This window comes from Iodidimonas muriae (assembly GCF_014647255.1).
Lineage (GTDB): Bacteria > Pseudomonadota > Alphaproteobacteria > Sphingomonadales > Rhodothalassiaceae > Iodidimonas > Iodidimonas muriae.
The window spans coordinates 20,281-29,838 of record NZ_BMOV01000014.1; the positions used below are offsets into that span (position 1 = coordinate 20,281).

The 9,558-nt window shown below is 56.5% G+C and carries 22 protein-coding genes; all 22 read right to left on the bottom strand.

Annotation, left to right across the window (positions count from 1 at the left end; all coding sequences use genetic code 11):
• Window positions 1-27 precede the first annotated feature (27 nt).
• Entirely contained in the window at window positions 28-522 is a 495-nt protein-coding gene (rplO, locus tag IEX96_RS13475; RefSeq protein ID WP_150006325.1) for a 50S ribosomal protein L15, read from the bottom strand.
• 44 nt (window positions 523-566) lie between these two features.
• On the bottom strand, window positions 567-755 hold the full coding sequence (gene rpmD, locus IEX96_RS13480) for a 50S ribosomal protein L30 (RefSeq protein WP_150001300.1): 189 nt from the start codon (window positions 753-755) through the stop codon (window positions 567-569).
• A gap of 6 nt (window positions 756-761) precedes the next feature.
• Window positions 762-1,337, bottom strand: a complete 576-nt coding sequence (gene rpsE, locus IEX96_RS13485) for a 30S ribosomal protein S5 (RefSeq protein WP_150006323.1) — start codon at window positions 1,335-1,337, stop codon at window positions 762-764.
• 37 nt (window positions 1,338-1,374) lie between these two features.
• Window positions 1,375-1,731, bottom strand: coding sequence for a 50S ribosomal protein L18 (gene rplR / locus IEX96_RS13490; protein WP_150001302.1), 357 nt, complete (start codon window positions 1,729-1,731; stop codon window positions 1,375-1,377).
• Between the two features lie 12 nt (window positions 1,732-1,743).
• A complete protein-coding gene (gene rplF, locus IEX96_RS13495) occupies window positions 1,744-2,277 on the bottom strand; it encodes a 50S ribosomal protein L6 (protein ID WP_150006322.1) in 534 nt (177 codons plus the stop codon).
• A 25-nt stretch (window positions 2,278-2,302) separates the two neighbouring features.
• The gene (gene rpsH / locus IEX96_RS13500; RefSeq protein ID WP_150001304.1) at window positions 2,303-2,701 is read right to left on the bottom strand and encodes a 30S ribosomal protein S8; all 399 of its coding nucleotides are present in this window, start codon (window positions 2,699-2,701) and stop codon (window positions 2,303-2,305) included.
• A 12-nt stretch (window positions 2,702-2,713) separates the two neighbouring features.
• A complete protein-coding gene (gene rpsN / locus IEX96_RS13505; protein WP_150001305.1) occupies window positions 2,714-3,019 on the bottom strand; it encodes a 30S ribosomal protein S14 in 306 nt (101 codons plus the stop codon).
• Window positions 3,020-3,037: 18 nt separating this feature from the next.
• Window positions 3,038-3,598 (bottom strand): 50S ribosomal protein L5, encoded by a 561-nt coding sequence (gene rplE, locus IEX96_RS13510; protein WP_150006321.1) that lies wholly within the window; start codon window positions 3,596-3,598, stop codon window positions 3,038-3,040.
• Entirely contained in the window at window positions 3,591-3,908 is a 318-nt protein-coding gene (gene rplX, locus IEX96_RS13515) for a 50S ribosomal protein L24 (protein ID WP_150001307.1), read from the bottom strand. The genes rplE and rplX overlap by 8 nt, the downstream gene beginning before the upstream one ends.
• Entirely contained in the window at window positions 3,908-4,276 is a 369-nt protein-coding gene (rplN, locus tag IEX96_RS13520; RefSeq protein ID WP_150001308.1) for a 50S ribosomal protein L14, read from the bottom strand. Before rplN ends, rplX begins: the two co-directional genes overlap by 1 nt.
• Before the next feature lie 43 nt (window positions 4,277-4,319).
• Window positions 4,320-4,568, bottom strand: coding sequence for a 30S ribosomal protein S17 (rpsQ, locus tag IEX96_RS13525; protein ID WP_150001309.1), 249 nt, complete (start codon window positions 4,566-4,568; stop codon window positions 4,320-4,322).
• A 19-nt stretch (window positions 4,569-4,587) separates the two neighbouring features.
• The gene (rpmC, locus tag IEX96_RS13530) at window positions 4,588-4,779 is read right to left on the bottom strand and encodes a 50S ribosomal protein L29 (RefSeq protein WP_150001310.1); all 192 of its coding nucleotides are present in this window, start codon (window positions 4,777-4,779) and stop codon (window positions 4,588-4,590) included.
• 25 nt (window positions 4,780-4,804) lie between these two features.
• Window positions 4,805-5,215 (bottom strand): 50S ribosomal protein L16, encoded by a 411-nt coding sequence (rplP, locus tag IEX96_RS13535; protein ID WP_150001311.1) that lies wholly within the window; start codon window positions 5,213-5,215, stop codon window positions 4,805-4,807.
• 29 nt (window positions 5,216-5,244) lie between these two features.
• On the bottom strand, window positions 5,245-5,940 hold the full coding sequence (gene rpsC / locus IEX96_RS13540) for a 30S ribosomal protein S3 (protein ID WP_150001312.1): 696 nt from the start codon (window positions 5,938-5,940) through the stop codon (window positions 5,245-5,247).
• Window position 5,941: 1 nt separating this feature from the next.
• On the bottom strand, window positions 5,942-6,319 hold the full coding sequence (gene rplV, locus IEX96_RS13545) for a 50S ribosomal protein L22 (protein WP_150001313.1): 378 nt from the start codon (window positions 6,317-6,319) through the stop codon (window positions 5,942-5,944).
• 2 nt (window positions 6,320-6,321) lie between these two features.
• Complete coding sequence (gene rpsS, locus IEX96_RS13550; protein WP_042084105.1) at window positions 6,322-6,600, bottom strand: 30S ribosomal protein S19; 279 nt, start codon at window positions 6,598-6,600, stop codon at window positions 6,322-6,324.
• Between the two features lie 14 nt (window positions 6,601-6,614).
• The gene (rplB, locus tag IEX96_RS13555; protein WP_188874123.1) at window positions 6,615-7,454 is read right to left on the bottom strand and encodes a 50S ribosomal protein L2; all 840 of its coding nucleotides are present in this window, start codon (window positions 7,452-7,454) and stop codon (window positions 6,615-6,617) included.
• 4 nt (window positions 7,455-7,458) lie between these two features.
• The gene (locus tag IEX96_RS13560; protein ID WP_150001314.1) at window positions 7,459-7,752 is read right to left on the bottom strand and encodes a 50S ribosomal protein L23; all 294 of its coding nucleotides are present in this window, start codon (window positions 7,750-7,752) and stop codon (window positions 7,459-7,461) included.
• Window positions 7,749-8,369 (bottom strand): 50S ribosomal protein L4, encoded by a 621-nt coding sequence (gene rplD, locus IEX96_RS13565; protein WP_150001315.1) that lies wholly within the window; start codon window positions 8,367-8,369, stop codon window positions 7,749-7,751. The genes IEX96_RS13560 and rplD overlap by 4 nt, the downstream gene beginning before the upstream one ends.
• Window positions 8,370-8,375: 6 nt before the next feature.
• Window positions 8,376-9,125 (bottom strand): 50S ribosomal protein L3, encoded by a 750-nt coding sequence (gene rplC, locus IEX96_RS13570; RefSeq protein WP_150001316.1) that lies wholly within the window; start codon window positions 9,123-9,125, stop codon window positions 8,376-8,378.
• Window positions 9,126-9,131: 6 nt separating this feature from the next.
• Window positions 9,132-9,446 (bottom strand): 30S ribosomal protein S10, encoded by a 315-nt coding sequence (gene rpsJ / locus IEX96_RS13575; protein ID WP_042084117.1) that lies wholly within the window; start codon window positions 9,444-9,446, stop codon window positions 9,132-9,134.
• Between the two features lie 44 nt (window positions 9,447-9,490).
• Window positions 9,491-9,558 (bottom strand): EF-Tu C-terminal domain-related protein (locus IEX96_RS14370; RefSeq protein WP_188874125.1); only part of this gene is annotated, 68 nt, incomplete at its 5' end.

Consider the following 9,558-nt stretch of genomic DNA (forward strand, 5'->3'; position numbering starts at 1 on the left):
ACAAGGAGGGGGTAGCAACGCGTATAATTACGCGTCGCCGGAGGTTTTTTCTTCCGACTTCACAGGGGCGGTCAGTGTGACAGAGCCCCCTGCTTTCTCAACCGCGGCCACAGCGGCCTTGGATGCGCCAGCAACGGTGATCGTCACCTTCGAGGTGATTGCACCCTTACCCAGCAAACGCACACCGTCTTTTTCCTTACGTGCGACACCGGCAGCCACGAGCACATCTTCATCGATCAGCTTCTTGGCATCCAGTTTACCCGCATCGATCGCCTTTTGCAGACGGCCGACATTGACCTCGCCATATACGCGGCCATTCAGCATGGTAAAGCCACGCTTGGGAAGACGCATGTGGATCGGCATCTGGCCGCCCTCGAACCCCTTCACAACATAGCCCGAGCGAGACTTGGCACCTTTATGGCCACGGCCGGCAGTTTTGCCTTTGCCAGAGCCGATACCCCGCCCAACCCGCATCCGGTCCTTTTTGGCCCCGGACTTGTCTTTCAATTCATTCAAACGCATGACGTACCCTTAACGCCAGCATATCACTGGCTTTCGAGACAGTCTCACTGGTCTTCAATGCGAACCAGATGCGACACTTTTTCGATCATCCCGCGGATGGCTGGTGTATCAGCCAATTCACGGGTGCGGTTCATCTTGTTCAACCCCAGGCCGATCAGCGTAGCACGCTGATCTTTTTGACGGCGAATGGGGCTGCCGGTCTGTGTGACCGTGATGGTTTTGGCTTTGGCCATAATGCTTTACTCCGCGCTGGCGGCAGAAGGCATTGTCTCGCCTCCGCCCGTATGCTCGACAGCGGCACGCCGCGAAACAATTTCACCAACCTTCTTGCCGCGCTTGGCAGCAATCTGGCGCGGGCTGACCTGCGCCTTCAGGGCATCGAATGTGGCCCGCACCATGTTATAGGGATTGGACGTTCCCGTGGACTTGGCGACGATATCCTGTACGCCAAGGCTTTCAAAAACGGCGCGCATGGGGCCGCCAGCAATGATCCCGGTTCCCGGCGTTGCCGAGCGGATCAGAACTTTGCCGGCACCATGATGCCCAGTGCTGTCATGATGCAGAGTCCGGCCTTCCCGCAAGGGAACCCGTACCATTGATTTTTTTGCCGCTTCCGTTGCCTTACGGATGGCTTCAGGCACCTCACGGGCCTTGCCTTGGCCAAAGCCAACGCGGCCTTTGCCATCTCCAACAACAACCAGGGCAGCAAAGCCGAACCGCCGGCCACCTTTTACCACCTTGGCGACGCGGTTGATATGAACGAGTTTCTCTACGAACTCGCTTTCTTCGCGTTCAAACCGATCAGGGCGTGCCATCGCCTATTCCTCTCAAATCCAGTATCAAAGCGGGCAATCAGAAATCGAGTCCGCCCTCACGGGCAGCCTCGGCCAGCGCCTTGACGCGGCCGTGATAAATGAAACCACCGCGATCGAAAACAACCTGCGTCACGCCAGCCTTTTTGGCCCGGTCCGCAATCAGCTTGCCCACTTTTTCCGCAGCCTCACGATTGGCGCCGGACGTGTTTTTCAGGTCCGCATCCAAAGAGGAGGCAGCCACAAGCGTTTCACCCTTCGCATCATCGATGATCTGGGCATAGATATTCTTGGACGACCGATGCACCGACAGGCGCGGACGGCCACCGCCATTCTTGCGCAGCTGGGTGCGTGTCCGCATCCTCCGCCGCTGAAACGTATCTTTGTTCTGAGCCATCTTGAGCACCTGTTACTTCTTCTTGCCTTCCTTGCGGAAGATATATTCGCCGGAATAACGCACGCCCTTGCCCTTATAAGGCTCTGGCTTACGATAAGAGCGAATGACGGCCGCCACCTGACCAACTTTTTGCTTGTCAGTGCCGGAGATCACAACCGTGGTCTGATCCGGTGTCTTGATATCGATGCCATCAGGGATGGGAAAATCGATATCATGGCTGTACCCAAGCTGCAGGTTCAACGCAGACCCCTTGACCTGGGCACGATAGCCCACGCCGGTGATCTCGAGCTTCTTTTCAAAGCCCTTGCTGACACCTTCAATCAGGTTGGAGACCAATGTGCGCTGCATACCCCACATAGAGCGGGCGCGCTTGCTCTGATCGACCGGCACCACCGAAATCAGATTGTCTTCCATGCTGACGCTGACCTCGCTGACGAGGTTTGCGGCCAATTCGCCTTTTGGTCCCTTCACAGAAACGGCGGCCCCATCAAGGGACACCGTTACACCGGAAGGAATTTCGATCGGCTTTTTTCCGATACGCGACATGTTTCTTTCCCTCGCTCGAGCCAGCCTAGAAGACTGTGCAAATCACTTCGCCACCGACATTGAGGTCACGCGCTTCCGCATCGGAAAGCACGCCCTTGGGCGTCGAGACGATTGAAATGCCCAGGCCGTTTGCAACGCGCGGCAGGTCCGACACGCCGGAGTAAATCCGACGGCCAGGCTTGGAAACACGCTGGATCGACCGGATCACCGGATCGCCCTCATGGTATTTCAGGCGGATGCTCAGCTCGGCTTTGTTGTTTTCCAAATCGGCCCGCTCATAGCCAAGGATAAATCCTTCGCGTTGAAGCACATCCAGAACGCGTTGGCGCTGCTTGGAAGCCGGAGCCTTGATCTCATCCTTACGAGCCTGCAGCCCGTTGCGGATACGGGTAAGCATATCACCCAATGGATCTGTCATAGACATGGGGTGCCCTCCTTACCAGCTCGACTTCACGACACCCGGAAGCTGACCGGTAGAGGCCAGATCACGAAGCGCGATGCGAGAAATTTGGAATTTGCGATAATAAGCACGGGGACGGCCCGTGATTTCGCAACGATTACGAACGCGCGTCGGCGCCGAATTCCGCGGCAACTCTGCCAGTTGGAGACGCGCCATGAAACGCTCCTCCTCAGGCAGCGACCGGTCTTCGGAGATCGCCTTCAGACGCGCACGCTTTGCAGCGTACTTTTTAACAAGCTTCTTGCGATGCTCGTTCTTTTTAATGGCGCTCTTCTTAGCCATGTGCTCTGCCCACCCGGCTCAGTTCTGCACGAACGGCATGTCGAACCCGCGAAGCAACTCACGTGCTTCGTCATCGTTCTTTGCCGTTGTGCAAATGATAATATCCATTCCCCGAACAATTTCGACCTGGTCGTAACTGATTTCGGGAAACACGATTTGCTCTTTCAGGCCCATGGCATAGTTGCCGCGACCATCGAAGCTCTTGGGATTCACCCCACGGAAATCTCGAACCCGCGGCAGCGCAATCGTCACAAGCCGGTCCAGAAATTCATACATCCGCTGGCTGCGCAGAGTGACCTTCACACCAATCGGCATCCCTTCGCGCAGCTTGAAGCCGGCGATGGATTTCTTGGCGCGTGTCACAACAGGCTTCTGGCCAGAAATGGCGGTGATTTCCTGCACGACCTTGTTGATGCGCTTGGAATCGCCAACGGCATCCCCCACACCAACATTGATCACGATTTTGTCCAGCTTGGGAATCTCGTTGACATTCTTATAGCCGAACTTTTCCTGCAGCTGCTTGCGTACCTCGTCATAGCGGGTGCGCAGGCGCGGAACATAGGTCTGCGCTTCAGCCATTGATGACCTCCCCGGACTTTTTCGCCACACGAACCTTGCGGCCGTCCTCGAGAATTTTGAAACCGACACGGGTCGGCGCGCCGTCTTTGGGATCTTCGATCGCCAGATTGCTCAGAGCGATCGGGGCTTCCATCTGCTCAATGCCGCCAGGACCCGTCTGGGTCGGCTTCTTGTGCTTGGTGACCATGTTCACACCCTGAACAATGGCACGCCCTTCGCGCGGCATCACCCGGGTAATCTCGCCTCGCTTGCCTTTATCACGGCCAGCCAGCACGACGACCTTGTCGCCCTTTTTCAGCTTCGCAGCCATTACAGCACCTCCGGCGCGAGCGAGATGATTTTCATATGCTTCATCGCGCGCAATTCACGCACAACCGGGCCGAAAATACGGGTCCCGACCGGCTCGCCCTGCTTGTTGATCAGCACGGCTGCATTGCGGTCGAAGCGGATAGCCGAGCCATCGGCCCGACGAATTTCTTTTGCGGTGCGTACGACAACGGCACGGTGCACGTCGCCTTTTTTCACACGGCCACGCGGAATGGCTTCCTTGATGGAAACCACAATCACGTCACCGACGCTCGCGGTCTTTTTCTTCGACCCGCCGAGCACCTTGATGCACTGCACCCTCTTGGCGCCGGAATTATCCGCGACGTCGAGGTTCGTCTGCATCTGGATCATCGATTCAAACCCTCAAACTAGGTGTCTTCACGCAACTCTGCGATCAGACCGTTTCAATATGCTCGCCGCCAATGACGCGCCAGCATTTATTCTTGGAAATCGGCCGGCATTCCTCAATGCGGACCCGGTCACCCGACTTCCATTCGTTCGTTTCATCATGCGCCTGATATTTCTTTGTGCGGCGCACGATCTTGCCCAGCAACGCATGTTTGAAACGACGCTCGACAGAAACCACAATGGTTTTGTCTGTGCGGTCGCTCACCACCGTGCCAAGAAGTACTCGTTTCGGCATGACCAATCTTCCTTATCGTTCAGGAGGCGCTGCTATTACCCTGGATCGTCTTGATCCGGGCAATATCACGACGCACCTGACGCATCCGCGCTGTGTTTTCCAGCTGGCCAGAAGCCGCCTGGAAACGCAGATTGAATTGTTCTTTCTTCAGCTGTCCAAGCTCCGTCGAGAGCTCATCGGCCGTCTTCACTCTAAAATCCGCAGCTTTCATCGCTTGCGTCTCCTCAATAGCCTACTCAAAGCTGGCGCATGACGAATTTGGTGCCGATCGGCAGCTTGGCGGCAGCGCGTTCAAACGCTCCCCGAGCCAGATCTTCCGACACACCTTCCAATTCAAACATGACGCGCCCCGGCTTGATGCGGGCGGCCCAGAATTCCGGAGCGCCTTTACCTTTACCCATACGCACTTCAGTCGGCTTTTTCGATACCGGAACATCCGGAAATACACGAATCCAAACCTTACCGGCACGTTTGATATGACGAGTCATAGCCCGACGTGCAGCTTCGATTTGACGCGCTGTAATACGCCCCGGCTGCGTAGCTTTCAACCCATAAGAGCCGAAATCCAGATTCGACCCGCCTTTGGCAAGACCTTTGATACGGCCTTTATGTGCCTTGCGGAATTTTGTTCTCTTCGGCTGCAGCATGATGCTTTACCCTCAAACTCTTCGCGATTCTAGCGTCGCCCACCAGCGGCCGCGGTCTGTGCGTCTTGCAAACGCTTCTCCTGGGCATAGGGATCATGTTCCATGATTTCCCCTTTAAATACCCAGACTTTGATCCCGCAGATGCCGTAAGCAGTCTTCGCTTCTGCCGTTCCATAATCGATATCCGCACGCAATGTGTGCAACGGAACACGGCCTTCACGGTACCATTCGGTGCGTGCGATTTCGGCGCCGCCAAGACGACCACCGGCATTCACACGGATCCCAAGAGCACCCAAACGCATGGCGGACTGCACAGCCCGCTTCATGGCGCGACGAAATGCCACACGACGTTCGAGCTGTTGGGCAATGCCTTCAGCGATCAAGGTTGCGTCGATTTCCGGCTTGCGAATCTCGACGATGTTCAACGTGGTTTCTTGACCGGTCAGCTTGCTCAGATCCGAACGCAGCTTATCGATATCGGCCCCTTTTTTCCCGATGATCACACCGGGACGGGCGGAATAGACGCTGACACGCGGCTTTTTTGCCGGACGTTCGATGACGATTCGGCTCACACCGGCCTGCGCCAGGCGATCCTTGATATATTCACGGATCTTCAGGTCTTCATGCAGGAGTTTGCCATATTCGCCACGATCGGCGTACCAACGCGAATCCCAGGTGCGATTGACGCCGAGTCGCAGACCAATGGGGTTAACTTTATGACCCATCTTACTTCTCCTCAACTTCGCGGACAACGATCCGCAGCCGGCTGAACGGCTTCAGGATCTTGCCGACACGACCGCGGGCCCGGGCGCGAAAGCGTTTCATGACCAGTGCTTTGCCCACACTTGCTTCGGCGACCACCAGTTGATCGACGTCGAGATTATGATTGTTCTCGGCATTGGCCACAGCCGATTCGAGAACCTTACGCACCTGTTCGGCGGCACCGCGGCGGTTGAAGCGCAGCGAAGCCAGCGCCTTTTCAACCGGAAGTCCACGAATGGTTTCCGCGACAAGATTGAGTTTTTGCGGAGAACCGCGGAGCATATTGCCCACGGCCAGCGCCTCATTCTCACTCACGCGGCGAGGATTGACTTGCTTGCCCACGATTACTTCCTCTTTGCCTTCTTGTCCGCCGCATGACCGTAGTAGGTCCGCGTCGGCGCGAATTCACCAAGTTTATGGCCAACCATTTCTTCCGTCACATAGACGGGAACAAATTTCTGACCGTTATAGACATTAAAGGTGAGCCCGACGAATTGCGGCATGATGGTTGATCGGCGCGACCAGGTCTTGATGACCTGTTTCTTGCCGGCATCCTGCATCTCCTCTGCTTTTTTAAGCAAAGAGAGTTCCACAAACGGGCCTTTCCAGACAGAACGTGCCATTTCAATTGGCCCCCTTATCGCTTCTTCTTACGATCGTGACGCGACCGTACGATGTATTTGTCAGTGGACTTGTTGGACCGTGTCTTGGCGCCCTTCGTGGGTTTACCCCATGGGGTCACCGGATGGCGACCGCCCGAAGTCCGGCCTTCACCACCGCCATGCGGATGGTCAACCGGGTTCATTACCACGCCACGCACAGACGGACGCTTGCCCAACCAGCGATTACGACCGGCTTTCGCCAAGGTCTGGTTCTGTTTGTCCGGATTGGATACCGCACCAACAGTGGCCATGCATTCCGCACGAACCTTCCGTTGCTCACCAGATGTCAGACGCAGAATGGCATAGCCCTGATCACGCCCGACAAGCTGAACATAGGTACCGGCTGAACGGGCGATCTTGCCGCCTGCACCGGCTTTCAGCTCAACATTGTGCACGATGGTGCCAATGGGAACCGCCGACAATGGCATCGCATTGCCCGGCTTCACATCAGCTTTGGCACTGGCCACCACCTTATCACCGGCCCCCACACGCTGGGGCGCAATGATATAGGCCTGCTCGCCATCTTCATACGTAATCAGCGCGATGAAAGCCGAGCGATTGGGATCATATTCGATCCGCTCGATCGTGGCTTCCATATCCCATTTGCGCCGCTTGAAATCGATGACGCGATAGGTGCGCTTATGTCCGCCACCACGGCGCCGTGCCGTGATGCGTCCGTTATTGTTGCGACCACCCTTCTTCGAAAGGCCCTCGGTCAATTTCTTGACCGGTGCGCCTTTATGAAGCTGAGAGCGATCGACCAGAACAAGGCCGCGCTGACCCGGGCTTGTCGGCTTGTATTGCTTCAATGCCATGTGCTCAGATCCCCGTCGTCACGTCGATGCTGTGACCTTCAGCCAAGGTCACCATCGCTTTTCTCACATCAGGGCGACGGCCGAACACACCACGGAAGCGCTTCACTTTGCCCTTCTGTACCAGCGTGTTCACCTTTGTCACCTTGACATCGAACAGTGCTTCGACGGCCGCCTTGATCTGCGGTTTCGTTGCACTGGGGGCAACCTCGAAGGTTACCTGATTGTTTTCCGCACCAAGCGTTGCCTTTTCGGTAATCACAGGGCGCAGGATCACGTCATAATGCTTGTGGCCGGTCATTTCAGCCTCTCTGCAAGCTTTTCGATGGCTGCTTTTGTGAGAACCAGCGTATCGCGCCGCAAAATGTCATAGACATTGGCGCCCTGGCTCGGCAGCACATCGATGTTGGGAATGTTCGCGGCAGCGCGCTGCACATTCACATCAATCTCGGAACCGTCAATGAACAGCGCGTTCTGAAGGCCCAGCTTTTCAAGCTTTTCACGAAAGCCCTTGGTCTTGGCTTCGGTGAGCGACAGCTCATCCAGAACCACAAGACGACCAGCGGCCTGCTTCGAGCTCAGCGCTGTTTTCAGACCAAGCTTTCTGACCTTCTTCGGCAAGGAGAAGCCATGATCGCGCGGGATCGGACCAAAAGCCCGGCCACCGCCACGAAACAGATTGGCGCGGCGATTGCCGTGACGGGCATTGCCCGATCCCTTCTGCTTATAGGCTTTCTTACCCGTGGAGCTCACATCCGAACGGAACTGAACCGCATGGGTTCCCGCCCGGCGCTTGGCAAGCTGCCAATTAACGATACGGTGAAGGATGTCGGCGCGGGCTTCGAGCGCGAAAATCGCGTCATCGAGCTCGATCGAGCCAGCTTTTTCCGCATCCAGTGTCAAGACGTCGGCTTTCATAGCACGTTATTCCTTCGTCTCGCTCTCGGCAGAAGCCGAAGCGGTTTCCGCCGCCGGCGCTACCTCAGTTTCACTCTGGGCAACAACCTTAAGAGCAGCCGGACGTGGTGCATTCTCAGGAAGAGGTGCCTTTTCCGCATCGGAAACAAGGATCCAGGACCCTTTTGCGCCCGGTACGGCACCGCGAACAAGGATCAGACCTTCATCCGCCCGCACATCAACCACTTCGAGATTTTGCGTGGTCACACGCACATCACCCATATGGCCGGCCATTTTCTTGCCCTTGAACACCTTACCAGGGTCTTGGCACTGACCGGTCGATCCGTGACTGCGGTGAGAAATCGACACACCATGCGAGGCGCGCAGGCCGCCGAAATTGTGCCGCTTCATGGCACCGGCGAATCCCTTACCCTTGCTGTTGCCGACCACATCGACCTTCTGACCGGGAACGAAATGCTCAGCCGACAAAGTAGCGCCGACATCGACCATATTGTCGTCTGTCACGCGGAACTCTGCCAAACGCATTTTCGGCTCAACTTCAGCCTTCCCGAAATGGCCGCGCATGGGCGCGGTCACGTTTTTTACTTTTGCTTTACCTGCGCCGACCTGAAGGGCTGAATAGCCGTCCCGGTCTGCAGTCCGCTGGGAAACCACCTGGCAGTCTTCGATCTGCAGAACCGTCACGGGAACGTGGCGTCCTGCTGCGTCGAATACGCGGGTCATGCCCATTTTCTTTGCTATCAATCCGGTGCGCATTGCTGCTTACCCCTGAAGCTTGATCTCGACGTCCACACCCGCCGAAAGATCCAGCTTCATGAGTGCGTCCACCGTTTGCGGAGTCGGGTCGATGATGTCGAGAAGGCGTTTATGAGTCCGCACTTCGAACTGTTCGCGCGATTTCTTGTCGATATGCGGCGAACGCAGAACGGTAAACTTCTCGATACGAGTAGGCATGGGAATCGGTCCCAAAACCAAAGCGCCGGTGCGCTTGGCGGTATTGGCGATCTCACCGGATGCCTGATCCAGGATTCGATGATCGAACGCCTTTAACCGGATGCGAATATTTTGCGCTTCCATGTGTTTCACTCTCTCAGCCGCGCCAATGCGCGGGCTCTTCAAACTTACTCGACGATGGAGGCAACGACGCCGGCACCGACGGTGCGGCCACCTTCACGGATCGCAAAGCGCA

Excerpts from the sequence above, each read along its gene's own strand:
- rplO (WP_150006325.1), bottom strand. The coding sequence starts at position 522 with ATGCGTTTGAATGAATTGAAAGACAAGTCCGGGGCCAAAAAGGACCGG.
- rpmD (WP_150001300.1), bottom strand. The coding sequence starts at position 755 with ATGGCCAAAGCCAAAACCATCACGGTCACACAGACCGGCAGCCCCATT.
- rpsE (WP_150006323.1), bottom strand. The coding sequence starts at position 1,337 with ATGGCACGCCCTGATCGGTTTGAACGCGAAGAAAGCGAGTTCGTAGAG.
- rplR (WP_150001302.1), bottom strand. The coding sequence starts at position 1,731 with ATGGCTCAGAACAAAGATACGTTTCAGCGGCGGAGGATGCGGACACGC.
- rplF (WP_150006322.1), bottom strand. The coding sequence starts at position 2,277 with ATGTCGCGTATCGGAAAAAAGCCGATCGAAATTCCTTCCGGTGTAACG.
- rpsH (WP_150001304.1), bottom strand. The coding sequence starts at position 2,701 with ATGTCTATGACAGATCCATTGGGTGATATGCTTACCCGTATCCGCAAC.
- rpsN (WP_150001305.1), bottom strand. The coding sequence starts at position 3,019 with ATGGCTAAGAAGAGCGCCATTAAAAAGAACGAGCATCGCAAGAAGCTT.
- rplE (WP_150006321.1), bottom strand. The coding sequence starts at position 3,598 with ATGGCTGAAGCGCAGACCTATGTTCCGCGCCTGCGCACCCGCTATGAC.
- rplX (WP_150001307.1), bottom strand. The coding sequence starts at position 3,908 with ATGGCTGCGAAGCTGAAAAAGGGCGACAAGGTCGTCGTGCTGGCTGGC.
- rplN (WP_150001308.1), bottom strand. The coding sequence starts at position 4,276 with ATGATCCAGATGCAGACGAACCTCGACGTCGCGGATAATTCCGGCGCC.
- rpsQ (WP_150001309.1), bottom strand. The coding sequence starts at position 4,568 with ATGCCGAAACGAGTACTTCTTGGCACGGTGGTGAGCGACCGCACAGAC.
- rpmC (WP_150001310.1), bottom strand. The coding sequence starts at position 4,779 with ATGAAAGCTGCGGATTTTAGAGTGAAGACGGCCGATGAGCTCTCGACG.
- rplP (WP_150001311.1), bottom strand. The coding sequence starts at position 5,215 with ATGCTGCAGCCGAAGAGAACAAAATTCCGCAAGGCACATAAAGGCCGT.
- rpsC (WP_150001312.1), bottom strand. The coding sequence starts at position 5,940 with ATGGGTCATAAAGTTAACCCCATTGGTCTGCGACTCGGCGTCAATCGC.
- rpsS (WP_042084105.1), bottom strand. The coding sequence starts at position 6,600 with ATGGCACGTTCTGTCTGGAAAGGCCCGTTTGTGGAACTCTCTTTGCTT.
- rplB (WP_188874123.1), bottom strand. The coding sequence starts at position 7,454 with ATGGCATTGAAGCAATACAAGCCGACAAGCCCGGGTCAGCGCGGCCTT.
- IEX96_RS13560 (WP_150001314.1), bottom strand. The coding sequence starts at position 7,752 with ATGACCGGCCACAAGCATTATGACGTGATCCTGCGCCCTGTGATTACC.
- rplD (WP_150001315.1), bottom strand. The coding sequence starts at position 8,369 with ATGAAAGCCGACGTCTTGACACTGGATGCGGAAAAAGCTGGCTCGATC.
- rplC (WP_150001316.1), bottom strand. The coding sequence starts at position 9,125 with ATGCGCACCGGATTGATAGCAAAGAAAATGGGCATGACCCGCGTATTC.
- rpsJ (WP_042084117.1), bottom strand. The coding sequence starts at position 9,446 with ATGGAAGCGCAAAATATTCGCATCCGGTTAAAGGCGTTCGATCATCGA.